At 59.2% G+C, this 22,671-nt stretch carries 17 protein-coding genes; 5 read left to right on the top strand and 12 right to left on the bottom strand.

The window, feature by feature from the left end; genetic code table 11:
* Nucleotides 1-262: 262 nt before the first annotated feature.
* A complete protein-coding gene (rng, locus tag ACIY1O_RS13900; protein ID WP_397475693.1) occupies nt 263-1,726 on the top strand; it encodes a ribonuclease G in 1,464 nt (487 codons plus the stop codon).
* A 46-nt stretch (nt 1,727-1,772) separates the two neighbouring features.
* Here the strand turns inward: rng and ACIY1O_RS13895 are convergent, their stop codons facing one another.
* Together ACIY1O_RS13895 and msbA are read right to left on the bottom strand one after the other, a co-directional pair.
* Nucleotides 1,773-2,273: a hypothetical protein gene (locus ACIY1O_RS13895; RefSeq protein ID WP_397475692.1), complete on the bottom strand. Its 501-nt coding sequence runs from the start codon at nt 2,271-2,273 to the stop codon at nt 1,773-1,775.
* A 71-nt stretch (nt 2,274-2,344) separates the two neighbouring features.
* Nucleotides 2,345-4,069 carry a lipid A export permease/ATP-binding protein MsbA gene (gene msbA, locus ACIY1O_RS13890; protein ID WP_397475695.1) on the bottom strand — a complete coding sequence of 575 codons (1,725 nt, stop codon included), beginning with the start codon at nt 4,067-4,069 and terminating at the stop codon, nt 2,345-2,347.
* Between the two features lie 159 nt (nt 4,070-4,228).
* On the opposite strand from msbA, the gene ACIY1O_RS13885 reads away from it, so the two are divergent.
* On the top strand, nt 4,229-5,197 hold the full coding sequence (locus tag ACIY1O_RS13885; protein ID WP_397475691.1) for a glycosyltransferase family 9 protein: 969 nt from the start codon (nt 4,229-4,231) through the stop codon (nt 5,195-5,197).
* 3 nt (nt 5,198-5,200) lie between these two features.
* Nucleotides 5,201-5,965 carry a YdcF family protein gene (locus tag ACIY1O_RS13880; protein WP_397475690.1) on the top strand — a complete coding sequence of 255 codons (765 nt, stop codon included), beginning with the start codon at nt 5,201-5,203 and terminating at the stop codon, nt 5,963-5,965.
* A 17-nt stretch (nt 5,966-5,982) separates the two neighbouring features.
* Here ACIY1O_RS13880 and ACIY1O_RS13875 read toward each other — a convergent pair whose 3' ends face one another.
* From ACIY1O_RS13875 to hrpA, 8 genes are all read right to left on the bottom strand, one after another.
* Nucleotides 5,983-7,119: a glycosyltransferase family 4 protein gene (locus tag ACIY1O_RS13875; protein ID WP_397475689.1), complete on the bottom strand. Its 1,137-nt coding sequence runs from the start codon at nt 7,117-7,119 to the stop codon at nt 5,983-5,985.
* A 130-nt stretch (nt 7,120-7,249) separates the two neighbouring features.
* Nucleotides 7,250-8,398, bottom strand: a complete 1,149-nt coding sequence (locus ACIY1O_RS13870; protein WP_397475688.1) for a glycosyltransferase family 4 protein — start codon at nt 8,396-8,398, stop codon at nt 7,250-7,252.
* Nucleotides 8,391-9,128: a polysaccharide deacetylase family protein gene (locus ACIY1O_RS13865; protein WP_397475687.1), complete on the bottom strand. Its 738-nt coding sequence runs from the start codon at nt 9,126-9,128 to the stop codon at nt 8,391-8,393. Before ACIY1O_RS13865 ends, ACIY1O_RS13870 begins: the two co-directional genes overlap by 8 nt.
* Nucleotides 9,125-9,871 (bottom strand): glycosyltransferase family 2 protein, encoded by a 747-nt coding sequence (locus ACIY1O_RS13860; protein WP_397475686.1) that lies wholly within the window; start codon nt 9,869-9,871, stop codon nt 9,125-9,127. The genes ACIY1O_RS13865 and ACIY1O_RS13860 overlap by 4 nt, the downstream gene beginning before the upstream one ends.
* Nucleotides 9,868-10,722 carry a polysaccharide deacetylase family protein gene (locus ACIY1O_RS13855; RefSeq protein WP_397475685.1) on the bottom strand — a complete coding sequence of 285 codons (855 nt, stop codon included), beginning with the start codon at nt 10,720-10,722 and terminating at the stop codon, nt 9,868-9,870. The genes ACIY1O_RS13860 and ACIY1O_RS13855 overlap by 4 nt, the downstream gene beginning before the upstream one ends.
* On the bottom strand, nt 10,719-11,816 hold the full coding sequence (locus ACIY1O_RS13850; RefSeq protein WP_397475684.1) for a glycosyltransferase family 4 protein: 1,098 nt from the start codon (nt 11,814-11,816) through the stop codon (nt 10,719-10,721). The genes ACIY1O_RS13855 and ACIY1O_RS13850 overlap by 4 nt, the downstream gene beginning before the upstream one ends.
* On the bottom strand, nt 11,813-15,283 hold the full coding sequence (gene dnaE / locus ACIY1O_RS13845; RefSeq protein WP_397475683.1) for a DNA polymerase III subunit alpha: 3,471 nt from the start codon (nt 15,281-15,283) through the stop codon (nt 11,813-11,815). Before dnaE ends, ACIY1O_RS13850 begins: the two co-directional genes overlap by 4 nt.
* A 94-nt stretch (nt 15,284-15,377) precedes the next feature.
* Complete coding sequence (gene hrpA / locus ACIY1O_RS13840; RefSeq protein WP_397475682.1) at nt 15,378-19,232, bottom strand: ATP-dependent RNA helicase HrpA; 3,855 nt, start codon at nt 19,230-19,232, stop codon at nt 15,378-15,380.
* Nucleotides 19,233-19,287: 55 nt separating this feature from the next.
* Between hrpA and argA the strand changes: the two genes are divergently transcribed.
* The gene (gene argA, locus ACIY1O_RS13835) at nt 19,288-20,667 is read left to right on the top strand and encodes an amino-acid N-acetyltransferase (protein ID WP_397475681.1); all 1,380 of its coding nucleotides are present in this window, start codon (nt 19,288-19,290) and stop codon (nt 20,665-20,667) included.
* A gap of 137 nt (nt 20,668-20,804) precedes the next feature.
* Nucleotides 20,805-21,077 carry an oxidative damage protection protein gene (locus tag ACIY1O_RS13830; protein ID WP_397475680.1) on the top strand — a complete coding sequence of 91 codons (273 nt, stop codon included), beginning with the start codon at nt 20,805-20,807 and terminating at the stop codon, nt 21,075-21,077.
* A 73-nt stretch (nt 21,078-21,150) separates the two neighbouring features.
* Here ACIY1O_RS13830 and phoU read toward each other — a convergent pair whose 3' ends face one another.
* Nucleotides 21,151-21,876, bottom strand: coding sequence for a phosphate signaling complex protein PhoU (gene phoU / locus ACIY1O_RS13825; RefSeq protein WP_397475679.1), 726 nt, complete (start codon nt 21,874-21,876; stop codon nt 21,151-21,153).
* Between the two features lie 105 nt (nt 21,877-21,981).
* The gene (rpiA, locus tag ACIY1O_RS13820) at nt 21,982-22,668 is read right to left on the bottom strand and encodes a ribose-5-phosphate isomerase RpiA (RefSeq protein ID WP_397475678.1); all 687 of its coding nucleotides are present in this window, start codon (nt 22,666-22,668) and stop codon (nt 21,982-21,984) included.
* Between the last annotated feature and the right edge of the window lie 3 nt (nt 22,669-22,671).

Raw genomic sequence — 22,671 nt, 5'->3', positions numbered from 1 at the left:
CTGCGAAAGAACGTAACTATAGCACAGCTTTTTTAACCCGCGCAAACCAAAAAACGGGAAATATGCCCGCCCACTCCCCCCAAAACACCCCCCTGGCCCTAAGCCATTGATCAACATCACGAAAAATTTTCTTAATGCCAAAGAAATTATTTTTTAACCTAAGGGAAAACCAGTTGCGAAGGAGAAAACGTCTATTTTTTACTGTATCTTGCTATTGAAGCCAAGCTCCAATGGCGAGGCCATCTGCAAGACGAGACGGTATATGACAGAAGACATTCTTATCAACGTAACTCCCTTTGAAACACGAGTGGCCATTGTCGAGCAAGGGGCGGTTCAAGAACTGCACGTCGAGCGCAGCATACAGCGCGGGCACGTGGGCAATCTTTATCTGGGCAAGGTGGTTCGCGTGCTGCCGGGCATGCAAAGCGCCTTTGTCGACATCGGGCTGGAAAGAGCCGCCTTCATCCACGTGGCCGACCTACGCCAGAACCGCAGCGAACGCGCTGCAGGCTTGGCCCATACGCCGATCGAAAAATTGCTGTTCGAAGGCCAGCCCTTGATGGTGCAGGTAATCAAGGACCCCCTGGGCACGAAAGGCGCGCGGCTATCCACACAGATCAGCATCGCGGGACGCATGCTGGTATACCTGCCTCACGATCCTCATATTGGCATTTCGCAAAAAATCGATACTGAAGAAGACCGAATCTCATTGCGTGAACGTGTGCAGCAATTGCGCCCGCCCGAGGAAAGCGGCGGTTTTATCGTGCGGACTCAGGCCGAAGGCGCATCAGACGAAGAGCTATCGACAGACATTTCTTATCTGCGCACCCTATGGGGCAGCATCCAGACCAAGGTCAAATCGCTACCCCCGCCCGCCTTACTGTATAGCGATCTGACACTCACACAGCGCGTGCTGCGCGATATGGTGGGCGCCGAAACCGGCACTATCTTTGTCGATTCACGCAGCACTGCGCAAAAGCTTGAAGAATGGGCCGGCGTATACACGCCCTCTGTGGTTGACCGCATCAAGCACTACAGCGGCGAAAGGCCTCTTTTCGATACGGCCAACGTCGACGAAGAAATCGCCCGGGCGCTATCGCGCAGGGTCGACCTGAAATCGGGCGGCTATCTCATTATCGATCAGACCGAGGCACTGACTACGGTCGACGTGAACACCGGCGGCTACGTGGGCGGACGCAACTTCGACGACACCATATTCAAAACCAACCTGGAAGCCGCGGTAGCGCTGGCACGCCAGCTTCGCTTGCGAAACCTGGGCGGCATCATCATCCTGGATTTCATTGACATGGACGACGCCGAACATCGCGAAGCTGTGCTCAACGAATTGAACAAGGCCCTGCGTAAAGATCGCACACGCATGACGGTAAGCGGCTTTAGCCAGTTGGGCCTGGTCGAAATGACACGCAAGCGTACGCGCGACTCGTTGGCGCACCAGCTGTGCGAAACCTGCCCCACCTGCGACTCGCGCGGCATCGTCAAAACGGCGCGTACCGTGTGCTATGAAATCTTGCGCGAAATCTTGCGCGAGTCTCGCCAGTTCAACCCGAAGGAGTTCCGGATTCTGGCCTCGCAAGCAATTATCGACCTCTTTCTTGAAGAAGAAAGCTCACACTTGGCGATGCTGGGCGATTTCGTAGGAAAACCTATTTCGCTTGGGCTGGAAAATTCTTACTCGCAAGAACAATACGACATCGTATTAATCTGAAAGCACGTCCGGCCCCGGCGGTTAATGTTCGCCATGGCCGTTCGCCCTAGCTTTTCTCGGAGGCATCGCCGCCGGTTTCCTGGGGCGGTGTTTCGCCGGGGCAAAGCTCGGGATTCAGGATGGCGTCGAAAACGGCACGAACCTGGCCCCTGCTTGGCGTGTAGTAGCTATAAAGCTGCGCCCGGGTTGCAGGGTCATCGCTTTCGCGCAATGTCACGCCCAATATCTTGGCCGCCTGCTGTTGCAGAAGCGTCAGGCCCAGCACCATGAATTTATCCCACTCGCCCGGCTGTGCGCCTTCGACCAATGGTTGGGTAATCCGCGCATAGCTGGGATGCATTTCATCTACTTTGAAATCAAGCGACGATCCGCATTGCGCCTGCTGTTTGAATACCGCCCGCTGGATCTGCACGAAATCCATCGGCAGCTTGCGCTCTTCCCGCATATATTGCGCGGTCTCGAGCTGATAAAGCCCTATGCCCCCGTCGGTACTGGCGCACCCGGCCAGCAGTGCTGCCGTGACAATCAATAGGGCGGCTTTATTCATGGCGGATTCCTTGTTGTCTACAAATGAGTATGAACGGAAAAATCAAATTGCGATTGTATCGGCGCAGCAACTTATTCGGCGTCCCGGAACTGCATCCGATACAACGAAGCATACAAGCCGCCCTGCTCAAGCAGTTCATCGTGGCGCCCCTGTTCAACGATGCGCCCGGCGTCCAGGACGAGGATCTTGTCCGCCTTTTGCACCGTAGACAGACGATGCGCAATCACAAGCGTGGTTCGCCCCGACATAAGAAGCTCTAGCGAGGACTGCACCTGGTGTTCGGATTCACTGTCAAGCGCCGATGTGGCCTCATCCAGAATAAGTATCGGCGCGTTCTTGATCAAGGCGCGCGCAATGGCCAGGCGTTGGCGCTGCCCACCGGACAAGGTATTGGCGTTCTCACCTACCTGCGTATTTATTCCCTGGGGCAGGCTGTCGACAAAATCAGTTAGATTCGCCGCCTGGATCGCCTGGCGGATTTCATCTTCGCTGGCCTCGTGCAACGCGCCGTAGCCCACATTCTCGGCTATGGTGCCGTCAAAGAGCACGACGTCCTGGCTGACCAGCGAAAGCTGGGCGCGCAAGCTGCGTAGCGTGCATTGCTCGACCGCAACGCCATCGACCAGCACCTGGCCGCTATTGGGCATGACGAAACGCGGCAGCATATTGACCAACGTCGTCTTGCCGCTGCCCGAGCGCCCTACCAGCGCCACGGTCTGGCCCGGTTCGGCCACAAAAGACACATCCGAGATCGTGTCGGCTTGCGCGTCCGGAAAACGGTGGACGACATTACGAAATTCGACCCTTCCCTGGACGGCATCGCTGAATTGGTGCCTGCCTTGGTCTTCTTCGGGTTCGTAGTCAATTAGGGCGAACACGCTCTCAGCCGAGACCAGCATGCGCTGCATGGCGCCGGCGATGTTGGTGAGCCGCTTGAGCGGATCGAAGATCTGGCCCAGGGCCGCCATGAAGGCGGCAAAACTGCCCACTGTCAGGCCTTCAGTATTGGCTTGATACAGGGCGACCGCGATCACGGCCGACACCGACAGGCCCACGAAAAACTGCGTTATCGGGGACATGGCGGCGTCTGACGAGACGGCTCGCATCGCGAACCGCCGCAAACGGCTGTTGACGTATTGGAAGCGGCCGGATTCGCGCTCGTAGCCATCGAACAGCTTGATGACCCGTTGTCCGTCGATGGCCTCGCCGACCACGCGAGTCAACTCGGCGTTCATATTGATGGTGTCGCGATTGATGCGCCGCAGCCGCTTGATGAAGATGCGCGATACATAAACGGACAACGGCAGCATGATCAGCACGATCAGGGTCAGTTGCCACGACATATACAGCAGCACCGCCAGCAAAGCCACCACGATCATGGTCTCGCGGATAATGACGGTGATCACCTCGGTAGCCAAGCCGGTGACGTTGCCGGCATCAATGGTGAAACGATTAAGCAAGCGGCCGGTGTCGCCACGCCTGAATTCCGAGTCGGGCAGGCCGAGCAGCCGCTCGAACATCTCGCGACGAATGCCCAGCAACATGTTGTTGGCAACCCACGCCAATACATAGTTGCTTGAGAAGGTGCACAGGCCCCGCACCAGCATCAGGCCGATGACGGCCAAGGGTATGGCCCAGATGTAGTAAGGCTTGTTTCCGCTGAAACCGTCATCCAGCAGGGGCTTCATGATGACCGCCAGGGCAGGCTGTGTGGCGGCGCTGATGCTCAACAGCAAGATCGCCACCGCCGCTGCCTTCCAGTAACGCCCCAGCCGGGAATAAATGCGTCGCCACATCTCGAAACGCACGGGCGCCGCATGCGACTGCGGAATGGAAGAGGCTGAACTCAAGGGTGGACTCGCTTCTGTGTCGGTGAATCAAGAGAATGTATCATTTTAACGTTCTTGAAAAACGGTTGATAATAGACGCCAAATCTCTTTGGACGGCCGACTCCCATGCCCAACTATTCCGCTCTCTATGTGCGCCTGCCAAATTGGATAGGTGATGTGTGCATGAGCCTGCCCTGCCTGAATGCGCTGCTTAACACAGGCGTGCCGGTCGTTGTGTGCGCACGACCCTGGGCGCGGGATCTGCTTTCAGCCTTTCAACTGGCGGGATTCGTCGAAATGAGCGGACGCGTGCGTGAAGACCGCGCACGTATTGCCAGCCACCGGAAAAAAGCTCGGCACGCGCATACGCGTGGTCTGATTCTGCCCGACTCGCTGTCCAGCGCCCTCGTTTTCAAGTTTGCGGGCATTCCAAGCGCGGGCTACCGCGACGACGGACGCAGCCTGCTATTGCGCTGGCCTGTGGCCAAGCCTCGTGCCGACGTCCATGCAGCGCAGTCGTGGTTCCATCTGACCACGCAGGCGCTAGCGCGCTGGAAGCTGCCCGTCATGCCCGCAGCCCTGCCGGCCACGCTGGGTCTTGAAACCACCCCGCAGCACGAAGAGCAAGCCCTGGAAGTCGTGCGCACTGCGGGAATGACACCCGGGGGCTTTGTACTGATCGCCCCAACCGCGACAGGACTGCATCGTGGAAAAGTGAAAGTATGGCCTCATTTTGACGCGCTGACACGCGAGCTTCAGCAACAAGGCCAGACCGTCGCCATGTGCCCGCCGGCGCCCGAGCGCGATGCGGCGCTTCAGGCCGCCCCCACAGCGCTTTGTTTACCATCGCTGGGCCTGGGGGCTTTTGCTACACTGACCAGGCTTTCGGCCCTGGTTGTTTGCAACGACTCAGGGGTTTCGCATCTGGCGGCCGCCGCCAACGCCCGCCAACTTACCTTGTTTGGGGTTACAGACCCTCAGCGCACAGGGCCTTGGTCGCCCAATGCCACTTGCCTGGGCACGCTTGGTCATTGGCCGACGCTTGCCGACGCGCTGGACCATACCTCTGAGCTCATCACAGAAACCGTCGTGTAACGCATGTCTCTATCGAGCTTTCTTGCCAACCTGGTCATTCCGCTTAACTTGTGTGTGACATTGCTGCTCATTGCGGTTGTGCTGCTGATGCTGCGTTGGCGGCGCACCGCGTTCACCTTGATCACCCTAAGTGTTGCCTGGGGTCTGTTCTGGTCATTGCCGGCCTCATCGCTGTGGGCGGGTGGCCGGCTTGAGCAGCTTTATCCGCATGCTCCGGCTGAAGCGCTGCCTGCAGCGCAAGCCATCGTCGTCCTGGGCGGCCACACGGCGGGGGGCCGCCAGAACTGGTTCCAGCCGTACCACAGGGACACCGCCTTTACGCGCACTGCGGCCGCCGCCCTGCTTTACCAGGCTGAACGTGCACCGTTAATCCTGTTATCCGGCGCCGCGCTCGAAGGGACGCAAAGCGAGGCCGAATACATGGCCGCCAACCTTCGCAAAAGCGGCGTGCCGCCAGAGGCCCTGATTGTCGAAAAAAACAGTTACAACACCTACGAGAACGCGCTTTACTCCGCTCGCATCCTGAAAGAGCGTGATATTTCCCGGGTATTGCTGGTGACATCCGCCCTGCATATGCCGCGAGCCATGGCCGTTTTCAACAAACAAGGGCTGACAGCCATCGCGGCGCCGCCCGCGCCTCAGATCGTGGTGCCCGATGACCCGGATTTTTCGTTCTGGCTGCCCGACGGACGCAGCTTCTTCGCCTCTCGATCCATTATCAAAGAGTACGTCGGAATGCTGATATATTGGCTGCGAGGCTGGATATAAGCGCGGCGTCAATCATTTTATCGGCCCGCCGAAGTGGCTGATGCAGCTCTACGATAGACATCGTTCGTATGTTTCAGGAAGGCCGATAGCGAAAAAACATCCTCGATTCTCGCTCTGGCATGGGATCCCATGCGCATCAACACGGCCGGGTCGGTTCCCAAGATGGTGTGCAGGCACTTTGTCAGAGCTTCCACATCACCTGCAGGCGTCACCCAACCAACCGAGTTTTCATGTACCCCTTCTGGTAATCCTCCAGCATCCGACACCAGCGCGGGCAAGCCTACCGACATTGCCTCATAAAGTGCATAAGACGCTGCCTCGTGGTACGACAAGACGAATCCTACGTCGCACGCCCCCAAAATGGGCCGCACGTCTTTTACAAGGCCCGGGAAGACGATCTGGTCGTCATCCAGACCAATGCCACGCAACCGTTCGATAATGCCCGGGGGAGGAAGGTCGCCCGCCACAACGATGCGGACACGTGTACGTAGGGCAACCGGCAAGGCCGTAACCGCCTCCGCCAAAAGCATCCACCCTTTGTCCAGATCAGTACCGCCTGTGCTTCCGAACACCAAGATGTCCTCCGGCAAGCCGCCGAACAATTGCGCTCGGTACGCTTTGCGCTGTTCAGCGGTCACTGGCAAGAAAAAATGAGGGTCGATTCCGTGATAAATAGAATGTACGTCGCATCGCTTGTAGCAGGAGTTCTCCAGTTGGCCGGTCACATACTTGCTGACACCAATGGCTGCGTCCGTACCGAAACGCGCTCGCAGGCGATGACCGAAACTATCAATACTTTTCGTGTTGTGCTTGGTCCAGACAATAGCGGGCTGCCGGCGCAATCCAAGCCGGGCCAGCATCATGTGACGATGGTCGGCGCTGCCATTGACGTGCACCACGTCAAAACTTTCACGCGCCAAAAAACGCCTCAAGCTTAGTACTTCATTCAATAAAGGCAAAGGACGGGATGTATACAAGCATGGAACCGTCCGGACACCCTGAATCTTCGATGCAAGATCAAACAGCCGTCCACTGGCAGGGGCCGCCAGGGTGAGGTTGCACTGATCTTTCAGGCCTCTGAGCAGATTCAATATGTAAGTAACATGGCCCCCGCCGTTGCCATGGTGTATGTCGGTGATCAATATTTTCATCATGGCGCAAACCGAAATCTCGCTTCGATAAAAAACGAGGTGCGTTGTGGATGGAAACACGCCTGGGAACCAGCACCATCATTCCAGAAACCGTTCTCAAACCAATTATTGGAACCGGATCGTCGGTCAAGTGTCATTTATATTGTTCGGCCAGAATGGAGCGATAGAGTACTTCAAATTGCTCCGCCACCCGAGGCCAGCTGTGTCGCGCCACCACCTGCGCCCCGCCCGCCTTCAAGCTTTGCCGCAGACCGGCGTCATCGAGCAAGCGTTGAATGCAGGCGGCCAGTTCAGCGGCGTCTTCAGGGTGGCCCAGAACAAGGGCTTCGCTGCCGGGGGCCACATATTGCGCAAAACCACACCAAGGCGACGGGCTTAGCACCACGGGCAAGCCAAAGGACATCGCTTCAAGAGGCGCCATGCCGAAACTGTCGTTCAAGGTGGGATGCACGTAAATGTCGGACGCCTGGTAGTAATGCGCAACATGCGGCGTTTCACCCACAACCCGGACGCGCGACACCAGATGATCGGGATCATGGCGAGCAATGTGCTCGCGCACCGAGGCATTTCCCCCCACGATCAGAAGCTTGATATTTTGCGGTAAATCGTCCAGCGCATTCAATACGGTCGGAAGACCCTTTCGAAGCGGGTTGCGCGCGACCAGAAGACAGACCAGGTCGTCATCTGAAAAACCCAGTGACTCGCGTGTGGCTTTGCGCTTGCTTTGCTCGCCCTGCACAGCAGCGGCCACACCGGGCGGGATGATGGGCGCATCGGCCACATCTGCATAAGCCTGACGCAACTGCTCGGCGATCAGGCCCGACACCGCGACAGTACGATGGCCGGCCCGAGGTTCTACCCGGCGGGCCTCCAGGGCAAGATAGGTTTGCACCCTGAGACTGATGTACGACATGATGCGCTTGACCCGCGGCAAGGGCCGAACGCGCCAATTGAAGCGCACGGGCGTAACATGCACCACCTCGACATCACCGCACCAGCCGTTCATATGAGAATGGACAATGTCGTAGCCGGTGCGAGTCAATCGGCGCGCACGGATGGCAAACAACAGAACCCGTACCCAGCTTGGCCAGTGCTTCCAGCTTCGCAGCGGCACAAACGGCAATTTCAAATCGCAAGCGTCATCGTACTCACGTGCGAAAACAGTAATATCATGCCGAGCCGACAGCTCGCGCATCAATTCAACGCCATAGGCTTCGGCGCCCCCAAAACGGCTGCCAAAACGGTCCACGACAAAAGCGATGGCAAGGCGGCGCTCAGGCATGGCGTCTTTTTTCCTCAAGCTGCGTCAGACATTTCTGTAAAAAACGCACAATGTGCGTGGAGCGGGCGACGGTCACGCGCGGCAGGCCGAAAATGTCGTCAGCCGGCCCCGCCAAGCCCCCGCTGGTAGTGGTGGCGCTGAAATAGCCCGCGTCGCGCACCATATTCCGCAAGTCGGGCGTTTCGTGGCCATAGGGATAGCAGAACGAGGTTACCTCGACATCCAATGCTTGCTCCAGGACACGACGCGATCGGTTGATTTGCTCGAAAGCTTCGGGCTGGGCCAGATCGGGCAGATTCGGATGGTCGAGGCTGTGCGAGCCGGCTTCCTGGCCGGCTGCCACCCAGGCTGCCGCTTGCTCGCGTGACATCAAGGCAGAAGGCGGCACACCGTTTTCGCGATCCCACTCGTTGCTGCCGCCGAAACGTTCGGCAACGAAGTAATTGGTCGACGTAAAGCCCAGCTCGCGCAGTATCGGCAAGGCGTTTTCAAGTACATTCACGTACCCGTCGTCAAAGGTAATGCCAAACACCTTGCCTTGTTTATGCCCTTGAAGATAGGGCAAGAGGTCGCGCATGGACAGGCCCGTATAACCCAGTCGCCGCATCCACGTCATTTGCCGGCGGAAGCTGGCCGGATGCACCGTCAGGCCCCGGTATGGCGTGCCACGCGGCGCAGGCCGGCCGACCTGGTGATACATGAGGATGGGAATCATATCAGCGCGCTTCATGGGTTGCGCCCCAGCAGGTACAGCTTGGCATAACGAAAGAAGCTGCCGGCCGACGCCGTGGCGGCCAGAATGAAGCCTTCGCGGCCATCGAGGAAGCCTCGACGCACCAGATAGATTCGAATGAAGGTCCACATGGCATGGCCCACCATGCCTGGTATCGAGGTGCGGCGCCCTTTGGCATGCATCATGTGCGCGGCGTCGCTGGAATAGCGGTTGACCTTGGCAATGAGAGACTGCATGTCGGCGTAGGGATAATGTAGAAAATGCCCCTCGAGCGTGCCCACCGCGCCCTGGGCCTGCACCCGTTCGTGCACCGCCGCGTCAGTGAATCGGGCCGTGCCTCGTTTGAACAGCCTTAGCACATGGTCGGGCCACCAGCCGCTGTGGCGAATCCAGCGCCCGCAAAAGTTCGAGAGGCGGGCGATCTGATAAGCGTCGGCCTGGGGCTGCCCGATAGCCTGTTTAATTGCTTGCGCCAACTCGGGTGTGACCCGCTCATCGGCGTCTATGGATAACACCCATTCCTGGGTTGCCTCGTCAAGCGCACGGTTTTTCTGAGGCCCAAAGCCTGGCCAATCCGGCGTCTCGATAACTCGCGCGCCTTTTTCCCGGGCGATCTCGCAAGTGCGGTCCTCGCTGCCTGAATCGACGACGATGATTTCATCGGCAAAGGCCACCGAATCGAGGCATGCTCCGATATGTGCTTCTTCGTTCTTTGTGATGATGATGACGGAAAGCGTCATGCCCTTGCTTGCGCACGCTGCCGGCGCGCACGCTTCCAGAGTTTGTACTGGTTGAACACCGGCGCGATGATCGGGTGCGCGGCAACCTTGATACGCCGCCCGACTGACATCCCGGTGGTGTTTCGGACGGCAAAGCGATGAATGTGGGCCGGGTTGCCGCCGGCGAGGTTCTGGCCGAAAGCATGAGTGGTGTACAGGTACTTGAAGCCCGCCTGTTGCGCCACGCGAATGTAGTCAGCGTCGAAATAGCCCTGCGGCCAGCAGAAATGTTCAGAAACACTGCCAAGATTTTCAAGCAAGGCTTGGCGCGACAGTTCCAGCTCTTGGGCCATCAATTGGTTTTTCTCGTGGGCCCGCTCGGATTTATCCCACCGGGTGTGGGTGTGCGTATGGCTATGGAATTCGACCAGCCCGCTTTCTTGCATGGCTTGCACCTCGCTCCAGCGAAGCATGACACTGTCGGCATCCCCTGCGGCGATGCGCCGCTCGCACTCGCCATGAGCCGGTGTTTCAGGCGACTGGGGTTGCCCCGCCAGGGGCCGTACCGGGCCTTCGCCTATCCACGAGGTAACCAGGAAAATGGCTGCCTTGTAGCCGTATTTTTTCAACAGCGGAAAGGCGTGCACCCAGTTATCGAGATAGCCGTCATCAAAAGTGATGAGAATGGATTTTTCGGAAACCGGCTCGCCCGCCAGATGGGCGGCAAACTCTTCGGTGGTAAGCGAACAATAACCATTGCGAGCCAACCAGGCCAGGTGATCTTCGAAGTTCTTGGGCGATGCGGTGATGGCGCCTTCAGAGGGCGACACGTGGTGGTACATCAGGACGGGAACCGAATGGGCTTTCTTCATTGTCGTTCGCTTAACCAGCGTAAATAGCAGGATTCGATGCTCTGTACCATGGCCTGTGGCGTGAAGCGACCCTCTTCGAGTACGCGACGCCGCCCTTCTCGACCCATCTTCGCGCGCAAGCCCGAATCGTTGATAAGAGTGCGCAATGCTTCGGTGAGGGCTGACTGGTCATGCAAAGGAACCAGCAGGCCGGTGACACCATTTTCCATCATTTCGGGCACACCGTCGACGTCGGTGCCCACCACGGCCAGCCCGGCCGCAGCGGCCTCAACGAATACCGTGCCCGCGGCCTCTTGCTCGGTGGCCAAAGCGAACAGGTCAAAACCTGCCAGTATATTGGGTACGTCGGCGCGGCGACCCAGCAGATGAACACGCCGATCCAGCTGTTTCCCAGCGACATGGGCTTGCACTTCCTCGAACACCGGAGAACCGTCGCCCACGAACACCAGGTGCAGATTGGGGCGGCTTCGAATCAAGGGTTCCATGGCGTCGACCAGTGCGCGATGGCCTTTCTTGGCGCGCATGACCGCCACGCAGCCGACGACAATGTCGTTCTGTGCTAGCTTGAGCTCCTCTCGCAGCGTCGACGGCGGGCTCCAGGAATCCAGCTTGACCACCGGATAGACAGCCGCCACATGAGAAGGCGGTACGCCTCGCTCGATCAAGTGGTTACGCACAAAGTTGCTGGTCGTCGTAACCCGATGCGGGATGATCGTGTAAGAAAGCAGCGACCCCACACGTTTAGCCAAATGGCGTGTACGCACAATAAGCGGCGTACCAGCCAGACGGCCGGCCACACCCGCCAGGATGGTGTCGCGACGGCTGTGCGAATTGAGCACGTCGAAACGGCCCTCGCGCAACACCTTGCGCAAACGCACGACTCCTTTGGCGAAATTGGCGGGGCCATCCATCAGCAAGGTATGCACGGTAAAGCCATCATCGCGCAGCCGTTGCGCCAGAACGGCATGTGGCTGGCAGATGGCTTCCATGTGGTGGCCGCGCTCGCGCATCGCGAGCATCATCTGGTGGATGTACTGTTCTTGCCCGCCAAAGCTGGTTGCGGCCTCGGAATGGATGATGCGCAAAGGTTTCATTGATACGCAATCTCCACGCTGTCGGCGGAAATCCAGCGGTGCAGTGTATCGAACATGTCGTCAGCCATGCGTACCCGCCATTCGTCGCCCAGCCGCAGCACACATTGATAGCTGTCGCGTTCAAGGCAGACCTCAACCCGCACGCCGGTTTCTTCGTCCCCCGAAGCGCGGAACGGATTGAGCACCTGTCGCAGACGCTGCATGTCGGCGTTGCCGTTCAGGGTTATTCGCAAGGCCCGCGCCCGCGCCTCGCGTGCAAGCTGCAAATCGTAGAGATCGTCGGCCGACACGCGCAAACCGCCGGAATAATCGTCATTGCTGACCTTGCCGTGCACGATAACCAGCTTATCTTCCTTGAGACGGTTTCGATGCAACTCGTAAAGCTCGTTGAACACGGCCACTTCGACCTGTGCCGAGCCGTCATCAAGCACGGCGTACAACATTCTGCCGCGCCGGGTCATGCGTGGGCGCACCGAAGCCAAAACGCCCGCGAACCACTGAAGGCCACGGGCCGGCTCGAGGCGTGCCAAGGGCTTGGGCGCGAAGCGGCGCACCTCATCGCGCCAGGCATCAAATAAATGTGCGCTGAAGAACAAGCCCAAGGCGGCTTTCTCTTGGGTGAGCTTGGCCTGGAGGTCCCATGGAGCCACCTTGGCCAATTCGCCTTCGACAATGTCGTTGCTGTCGTCGTCGAACAAGGACACCTGGTTGGCACTGCGCTCGGCCTGCTCCGCCGCCTCAATGGCATTGCCCAGGGTCGCCAGCAGCGCGGCGCGGTTCTCGTCGATGGAATCGAAAGCTCCGGCGCGTATCAAGGCCTCTACGCTGCGCCGGTTGACCGTATGGCGGTCGATCCGGCGGCAGAAGTCGAACAGGCTTGTAAACGGTCCGCCCTCTTTCCGGACCCGGATGATCTCCTCCACGGCCGACTGTCCTGTGCCCTTGATCGCACCCAGGCCATAACGAATGGTGCGCGGCGGTCGTCCCTGCTGCATGTGCGCATCCGACACCGGCTCAAAACGGTAGTTTGAATCGTTGACGTCGGGTGGCAGCACCTCGACGCCGTTAGCCAAAGCATCCTTCCAGAAAATCTGCACCTTGTCAGTGTCGTCCATGTCGGAAGACAGGGTGGCCGCCAGGAATTCGGCCGGATGATACGCCTTGAGCCACGCGGTCTGGTAGGCGATAAGCGCATAGGCCGCCGAATGGCTTTTGTTGAAGCCGTATCCTGCGAACTTTTCCATCAGGTCGAACAGCTTGACGGCAAGATCCGCCTCATAGCCTTTTTCGACCGCGCCCTTTTCAAAAATCTCGCGGTGCTTGGCCATCTCCTCGGGTTTTTTCTTGCCCATGGCGCGGCGCAACATGTCGGCGCCGCCCAGGGTATAGCCGCCAATAATCTGCGAGATCAGCATCACCTGTTCTTGGTAGACGATGACCCCATAAGTGCTGCGCAGCACGGGCTCGAGATCTTTGTGAAAATAGTCAACCTCGGCGCGGCCGTGCTTGCGGTTCACAAAATCGACCACCATGCCCGACTCGAGCGGCCCGGGACGATACAGCGCCAGCATGGCGATGACATCTTCGAAGGTATTGGGCCGCAAGTTTCGCAACAGTTCTTTCATGCCGCGCGATTCAAGCTGGAATACCGCTGTGGTATTGCCCTCGCTGAGCAATTGATACGTGGCCGCATCGTCAAGCGGCAAAGACATGATGTCGAAATCGCGCTTGTCCTCGTTGAATTGGCGCACGTAGCGCACCGCCCAATCGAGAATAGTAAGGTTGCGCAAGCCCAGGAAGTCAAACTTGACCAGCCCCGCGGCCTCGACATCGTCTTTGTCGAACTGCGAAACAGCATTTGCGTCGATGCCGGGCTGGCAATACAGCGGACAAAAATCTGTCAGTTTGCCCGGTGCGATCAACACGCCGCCAGCGTGCATGCCGATATTGCGCGTCAGGCCTTCAAGCGGCCTGGCCAAATCGATCAAGGCCCGAACCTCTTCGTCCTGGTCATAGCGCTCTTTGAATGCCGGCTCGTCCCTCAGGGTCCGCTCCAGACTCCAGGGGTCGGCTGGATTGAACGGAATCATCTTGGAGAGCCCGTCGCAAAGCATATAGGGCATTTCCAGCACACGACCCACGTCGCGCACCACTGCCTTGGCGCCGAGGGTACCGAATGTGGCGATCTGGCTTACCGCCGCCTTTCCGTATTTTTGCTTTACGTAGTCGATGACCCGCTCGCGGTTGTCTTGGCAAAAATCGATGTCGAAGTCGGGCATCGAAACGCGTTCGGGGTTAAGAAAGCGTTCGAAGAGCAAGTCGTAGCGGATGGGGTCCAGATCGGTGATGCCCAATGAGTAAGCCACCAGTGAACCGGCCCCGGAACCCCTGCCCGGCCCCACAGGCACGCCATTTTGCTTGCCCCAGTTGATAAAGTCGGCCACGATCAGGAAGTACCCGGGAAAGCCCATGCCGATGATGGTCTGGCATTCCCAATCAAGCCGCTCCAGATATTGCGGATAGCGTTCGGCGCGTTCGGATTCGTCGGGAAACAGCTGAAGCATCCGCGTTTCGAGCCCTTCGCGCGACAGTTGCACCAGATAGTCATCAAGAGTAACGCCGTCCGGAGTTGGGAAATCGGGCAGCTGCGGCTTGCCCAGCTGCAGCTTCAGAGTGCAGCGCTTGGCGATTTCAACCGTATTGGCCAACGCCGAGGGCACGTCTGCGAAGCGCCGCATCATTTCGTCGCTATCGAGCAGATATTGGTCGTTCGTGAATCGGCGCACTCGCTTGGGGTTGGCAAGCTGCTCGCCTTGGGCAATGCAGACCCGAGCTTCATGAGCGCGAAAGTCATCGGCTTGTAGAAACTGCACCGGATGCGTGGCCACCACCGGCAGCCCCAGGTCTGCAGCCAGGCGCATGGCCGCCTGCACATAGTTTTCATCGGCGTCTACGGCGCGTTGCAGCTCAATGTAGTATGCGCCCGGGTACGCCTTGGCCCATTGCTTTGCCAACTGACGCGCAAGATCGGGCTTGCCTGCCTCTAGTGCCTGGCCCACATCCCCCGCTCGGGCGCCGGACAAGACTATCAAGCCCTCCAGCCCCATCAGCCACTCGCGACACACCTCGGCCCGCCCTGCCCGCTGATTGTCCAGCCAAGCCCGCGTAAGCACGTCGCACAGGTTCAGGTAGCCGGCATGGTTGCGCACCAGTACCAACACACGATGCGGCTTGTCCTTGTCAAGCTCGTTCTCCATCCAGAGATCGCAGCCCGCGATTGGCTTGATACCCGTATTGCGGGCCGCCTTGTAGAACTTGATCAGACCGAAGAGATTGGCCAGATCGGTCAGGGCGACTGCCGGCTGCCCGAACCTTGCCACCTGCTTGACCAGCTCGGGTATACGGACGATGCCATCCACCACCGAAAATTCGGAGTGAACACGCAAATGGACAAAAGAAGAAGGCATGGCGGATTTCATGGAGGGGATTGTACTTAATGGAAGCCCGTGGCAAATGGGTGCGCGATGCATCCGCTTGCCCGGTCGAGGGCTCTGTATCTGTTCATCGCTGCGCCGCGGTCCAGGCTTTCTGCAACCGCTTGACCGAAACCGGCATGGGCGTGCGCAGTTCCTGGGCAAATAGCGCCACGCGCAATTCTTCGAGCAGCCAGCGGAATTCGTCCAATCCGGCATCGGGCGCCCCTTTCAAGGCACTGCGCGCACGCTGGTACTGGGTTATGAGAGGAGCCATCTCGGTCATCTGGCGTCGGTCGCGCGCCGGATCAGCCCGCAACTTGTCGATGCGCGCCTGCGCCGCCTTGAGGTAGCGCGGATAATGCGACAGTTGCACGTACGGCGTATCGCGGACGAACCACTTGCCCATCAGGGCAGACATCTGGGCCGAGAGGTCGGCGTGGGTCTCGAGATGCGGTTTGGCCTGCGGCATCTTTTTCTGCAGCGCCGACCATTCCGCCAGTATGGCGCCCACCAGGCGAGCCACCTCTTGCGCCAACAGCCCCAGCCGCCCCCGCCCTTCCGCCACACGCTTCTCGAAAGCTTCGCGGTCGTTCGGCCAGGGTTCAGCCAAGCAGGCACGCTCCACCGCAGTGTCGATGATCTGGTCCCGCAGATCTTCTTGGGTGCCCAGGCTCATGTACAGCATGCTCATGCGTGTCAGGCCGTCGAGGTTTTTTTCCAGAAACTTGACCTGGTCTCGCAGCGCCAGCCGGAACAGGCGCAAAAGCCCGGCCCGATGCCGCCTCTTGGCTTCGCCGGGGTCATCAAAAACGTCCAGGTCGCAATGCGTCTTGCGATCGATCAGGGCGGGGTACCCCACGAACGACTGCCCCTTGCGGCGAATCTCCATCAGTTCCGGCAGTTCGCCGAAAGACCAGTCGACCAGGTTCTCGTGAGCCAACACCTGGCCCACGTTTTCATCGTCTGCGGCCACCTTCTGAAATGATGCTTGCGCCTGGCTGCCGTGCTCGGCCTTAAGCTGGTCCAGATTGCGGCCGCCCGAAAGCATGCGTCCGTGCTCATCCACCACCTTGAAGTTCATGAACAGGTGCGCCGGCAAGGTTTCGATCTTGAAATCGCCCGGAGCCGGACGCACTTTGACCTGTTCCCACATGTCGCTGCGCAACGCCTCGAGCAAACCCATGGAAGGATCGGCGGCGCGTTCGAACCACCGCTGGTAGAAACCCGCCGCATAATCCGGTAGCGGCACGCAGTGGCGCCGCAACTTCTGAGGCAACGATTTAAGCAACAAATGGACCTTGTCCTTCAGCATGCCGGGGACCAGCCATTCACAGCGCATCGGATCGATCTTGTTCAGGGCGAACAGCGGTACGGTCAGCGTCACGCCATCCCGCACCGAGCCCGGCTCGAAATGGTAGTCCAGCGACATATCCACCCCCTGCCAGCGCACCTTTTTGGGAAAGACATCAGTGGTCACGCCTGCGGCCTCGTGGCGCATGAGGTTGTCGCGGGTCAGGCGCAAAGCCTCAAGAGCGGTTTTATCCAGTCCCGCCGCCCATTTTTCCAGCGTCGCCGTCTGGTAGACGTCGGCCGGAACCTGCTTGTCGTAAAAGGCGAAGATCAGTGCATCGTCAACGAGAATGTCTGGACGCCTGGCCTGGTGTTCGAGTTTTTCGATCTTGGCGATGAGCTGGCGGTTGTGGTTGATGAAAGGCAGGCGCGTATCGATATCGCCCGGCACCAGCGCATCGCGAATGAAAATCTCGCGCGCCTGAGCCGCATCAACCTTGCCGAAGCTGATGCGCCGCCCGGTATAGACCGGCAGGCCGTATAAAGTCGCACGCTCATTGGCCACCACCTGACCGCTCTTGCGGTCCCAGCGCAGATCGGACCAGGCTCTACGCAGCAAATGGGCGCCGGCTCGCTCGAGCCAAGGCGGCTCGATGCGGGCGACGCAGCGCGCGTATAAGCGAGTTGTCTCCACCAGTTCGGCAGCGACAATCCAGCGACCCGCCTTCTTCACCAGCGCCGATCCTGGATGGATCTGGAAACGGATTTCGCGTGCACCCAGGTAGCCGCCCCCTTCTTCATTCTTCAGCCCGATGTTGCCAAGCAAGCCGGACAGCAGGGCCATATGGGTCTGCTCGTAGGTAGCGGGCAAGGCATTGACTCGCCACCGTTGCTCTCCAACCAAGGCCGCCAATTGGCTATGAACATCCCGCCATTCGCGCAAGCGCGACGGCGACAGGAAGTTCTGGCGCAACAAAGCAACAAGCTTGCGTTGCGAGCCCTTATGGGCAACTTGCTCGTGATACCAGGCCCATAGCTTCAGATAGGACAGGAACTCGGATTTGTCGTCACGGAACTTGGCGTGGGCTGTCTCGGCCGCCTCGCGCAAAACCATGGGCCGGTCGCGCGGGTCTTGCACTGACAGGGCTGCCGCAATGATCAGCATTTCCGCCAGGCACTGCTGTGTGTTGGCTTCCAGTATCATGCGCGCCAAGCGCGGATCGACCGGCAGCTTGGCCAGCGAACGGCCTGTCGAAGTCAGGCGATTTGCGTCGTCGAGCGCCCCCAGCTCTTGCAACTGCTGGTAGCCGTCGGCAATGGCCCGGCCCGTCGGGGCCTCGACAAAAGGGAAGGTCTCGATATCTTCCAGCTTCAGCGACTTCATGCGCAAAATGACCGAGGCCAGGGAAGAACGCAATATCTCCGGATCGGTAAAGGCCGGCCGCGATTTGTAGTCGGCCTCATCGTAGAGGCGGATGCAGACGCCTGGGCCGATTCGCCCGCAGCGTCCGGCGCGCTGGTTGGCGGAGGCCTGACTGATCGGCTCGATGCGCAGTTGCTCTACCTTGTTGCGCCACGAGTAACGCTTGACACGGGCCAGGCCACTATCCACAACATAGCGAATGCCCGGCACAGTCAGAGAGGTCTCGGCCACGTTGGTCGCCAGAACCACCCGGCGCGCGTTGCCCTGAGGACGGAAAATTCGCTCTTGCTCGGCTTGGGACAGCCTGGCAAACAAGGCAAGCACCTCGGCGCCGGGCGGATGCTGCTTGCGCAGCGCCTCGGTGGCATCGCGTATTTCACGTTCACCGGGCAGAAACACCAGCACGTCTCCGGGCCCGTGCCGGGCGCACTCCGCCACGGCATCGACCACTGCGTCCACCAGGCCTCGCTCTTCGTCATGGGACGGAGCGGTGCGCGCGCCGCCGCGCCGTGCCGCGGCCTCGTCGGCTTCGTCTTCAGTCAGCACCGGGCGATACAACACTTCGACCGGATACAGACGCCCGGACACTTCAATGACGGGCGCGGGACAGCCGTCTATGGCGAAATGGCTGGAAAATCGAGCGGCATCTATTGTGGCCGAAGTGATGATCAGCTTCAGGTCGGGCCGCCTGGGCAGCAGTTGCTTCAGAAAACCCAATAAAAAATCAATGTTGAGGCTGCGCTCGTGCGCCTCGTCGATGATGATGGTGTCATAGCGGCGCAGCAAGGGATCACGCTGGGATTCCGCCAGAAGAATTCCGTCAGTCATCAGCTTGATGGCCGTGTCCGCCCCACTGCGATCACTGAAGCGTATTTGATAGCCCACCCAATCACCCAGCGCCGACCCGAGCTCTTCGGCGATGCGCCGTGCCACCGAGGTGGCTGCCAGGCGCCTAGGCTGCGTATGGCCGATAAGGCCTTCGCGCCCCCGACCAAGTTCAAGACAGATCTTAGGCAGTTGGGTGGTCTTGCCCGAACCCGTTTCGCCGCTTACGATGATGACTTGGTGCCGGCCGATGGCCGCCGCGATATCGTCGCGCCGGGCACTGACAGGCAAGTCTTCGGGGTAGCGTATCAACGGCAAAGCCCGCGTGCTTTTCACCCGCGGGCGATAGCGGCCGGCTTCTCTTGTGTGTTGGTTTACCGACAAATCGACGGACTCTTCCATGAAAATTCTAATAAAACGGGTACCTGTCATTATAATTTTGCATTGATGCAAAAAAATGGGAACCCTCGTGCATAACGATTTGGTCCTAAACGACCCGGAAACTCTCTCGGCCCATGACGCCCCAGAATTCGCTCCGGCGCAGTTCGTGCGCTGGTTCCGCGAGGTTGCGCCCTACGTCCACGACTTTCGCGGCAAGACCTTCGTCGTCGCCTTCGGCGGCGAACTGGTGTTGGACGGTGCGCTCAACACTCTAATACAAGATCTTTCCTTACTATCGGCCTTGGGCGTCAAGCTGGTGCTTGTGCACGGATCGCGCCCGCAAGTCAATGAACAGCTCCAGCTCAAAGGCTACACGACGCAATTCGGCCGAGGCACCGAGCCAACCTCGCCCGAAGCCCTAGAGTGCGCCAAAGAAGCTGCCGGAGAAATACGCCTCGACATTGAAGCAAGCTTCAGCCAAGGCCTTCCCAACACGCCCATGTCGCATGCCAAGATACGCGTCATCTCGGGCAATTTCGTTACCGCGCGCCCGGTCGGCGTCATCGACGGCGTCGATCATCAGCATACAGGGGCCGTCCGCAAGCTCGATATCGACGCCATCAGGTCGGTCATGAACCAGGGCGCCATTGTGCTGCTATCGCCGCTGGGTTTTTCGCCTACCGGCGACGCCTTCAACCTGGCGATGGAAGACCTGGCCACCAGCGTAGCCGTCGCCTTGCGGGCCGAAAAACTCATCTTCCTGACTCAAGATCATATTGTCCGGCTTGAAGACGGCACAGTCGACACTGAACTGGCTCGCGAAGAAGCTGACGCCCTTCTGGCCGCTGACACGCTCGACGAAGACACTTCCTCCTTTCTTACGCACGCATCCCGGGCAGTGAAGCGAGGCGTAGCACGTGCGCACTTGCTCCCCTACACCCTGGACGGCAGTGTACTGCTCGAAATCTTCACGCACGACGGCGTAGGCACCATGGTCGTCGAAGACAACCTGGACGATCTTCGGCCCGCCACCATGGACGACATCGGCGCGATCGTGCAGCTTATCGAGCCACTCGAGGCGGACGGCACCCTCGTACCGCGCGGCCGCGCCACAATCGAACGCGAGGTTGAGCTTTTTACAGTGCTGGAACATGACGGAGTCATCTACGGCTGTGTCGCCCTGAAGCCTTATCTGGAAGAAGGCATGGTCGAAATGGCATGCCTGATCGTCCATCCGGAATGGCAGGGCGAAGGCGAAGGCGAGATGCTGTTGCGCCACGCAGAAAGCAAGGCCCGCGCCCTGGGCGCGCGCAGGCTGTTCGTATTGACCACCCGCACCTCGCATTGGTTCATGAAACGGGGTTTCGCGCGCGGCGGCGTCTCCGATCTTCCCCAAGAGCGTCAGGCGCACTACAACCGCAATCGCAACAGTCATATCTTCATCAAGCGGCTTTAACTGCGCTCGCTTGGCGCGCTGAACCAGCCAGAACCGGCCAGCCAGAACCGGCCAGCCTCGACGCGGGCGTCGAGGCGCGCGCGAAGCTTGTACAATGAAGCGATTGATCAATCGTACTTTTACAAGGTAGCAACGTCATGGCACGCATGGTCCAATGTGTAAAACTCAAGCGCGAAGCCGAAGGGCTGGATGCACCGCCCTATCCCGGCGAACTCGGCGTGCGCATTTGGCAAAATATCTCCAAGCAGGCCTGGGCGCAATGGGTTGAAACCCAAACCCGCCTGGTGAACGAAAACCGCCTTAACCTGGCCGACATCCGAGCCCGCAAATACCTGGCGCAACAGATGGAAAGCTATCTGTTCGAAGACGCCGACGTCGAGGCCCAAGGCTACGTACCGCCACCCGCCTGACAGCAAAAACGGATGCCAGGTGCATCCGTTTTTGGTTCAGCCCAGCCGACAAGGCAGCCTGATCGTGGAATGATCAGGCGTCGTTGTCTTCTTCGTAGATTTGGCCGCGGGCGGTGCGTTCGGTCGCCTTGACGCCGGTGTGGCGCACGTCGTCGCCCATGACCATATAGATGACACGTTCAGACATGTTCTTGGCATGATCGCCGATACGCTCAAGGGAACGGGCGATGAATATGAGGTCGATGGCGCGGGTGATGACGCGGGGGTCTTCGATCATATAGGTGATCAGATGCCGCAGCGTGGCTTTCCATTCTTTGTCGACTTCTTTGTCGCGGCGCACTACTTCGGCCGCGTGGACAGGGTCTTCGCGGGCAAAGGCATCGAGTGACTGGCGCAGCATGGCCACCACAAAGTCGCGCATGTGGCGCAGCTCGACCGCCGGAATATAACGGCCTTCGGACTCGTGCAAACGCCTGGAAACCTTGGCGATCTTTTCGGCCTCGTCGCCGCAGCGCTCCATGTCGGTTAGCATCTTGGACACCGACAACAGCAGGCGAAGGTCGACAGCGGCAGGCTGGTTACGCGCAATGATCTGGCCGATACGCTCGTCGATTTCGACTTCGAGGCGATTGACCTCTTTTTCGCGTTCGCGTACTCGGTCGACCAATGTGAGATCGCCCGTGATCAGGGTTTCGACCCCATCGTAGACCATGGTCTCTACCAGGCCGCCCATTTGAAGAAATAAGGACTTGGTGGTTTCGAGATCAGTGGAAAACTGCCTGTTGGTATGTTCGGTCATAGGGGCCTTCGTCGCAAAAACATGGGTATCAGTGCCTGCAGGCTTGTTGCTGAAGACATAATAGTCCATTCAAAGTGAAAAGCTTACCCTTTGATTATGACATGATCATGACACCTGGCCGGGGCGCAGCTCGCAGACTCCTCGTTGGCCGGACACCAGCGCAATATCGGCGCCCGCAATGGCGAACAGACCGCATGTCACCACCCCGGGAATATCGTTGATGGTCGCCTCAAGTTGGGGCGGATCGACAATATCCAGGCCGGAAACATCAAGGATGCGGCAACCATTGTCGGTAATGAAACCCTCTCGCTCGCGAGAGCTGCCGCCCAAGGCAGCCAGGCGCCGGGCCACAGCCGCCCGCGCCATCGGGATGACTTCCACCGGCAGCGGAAAAGCGCCCAGTTTTTCTACCAGCTTGGACTCGTCCACAATGCAGATGAAGCTTTGCGCCACCGAGGCAACGATCTTTTCACGCGTCAAAGCGCCGCCCCCGCCCTTGATCATGTTCAGCCTTGCGTCGATTTCATCCGCGCCGTCCACATAGGCGGGCATGGTATCGATGTCGTTCAGGTCAAACACTTTTATTCCCGCCCCGGCAAGCCGAGCCGAACTGCGCTCGGAACTGGACGCTGCGCCACGAAACCGGTGTTTGTGCGAAGCCAGGGCATCGATGAAAAGATCAACGGTGGAGCCCGTGCCGACTCCCAAAATAGAATTGGCTTCGAGCATGGGCAAGACCCGCTCGACGGCCGCTTCCGCCGCATTGCGCTTGAGGGTGTTCTGGTCGAGCATGCC

Origin of the sequence: Pusillimonas sp. (assembly GCF_044464525.1) — a bacterium.
Taxonomy (GTDB): Bacteria; Pseudomonadota; Gammaproteobacteria; order Burkholderiales; family Burkholderiaceae_B; genus Pusillimonas.
This window is presented reverse-complemented; position numbering and strand designations above follow the sequence as displayed.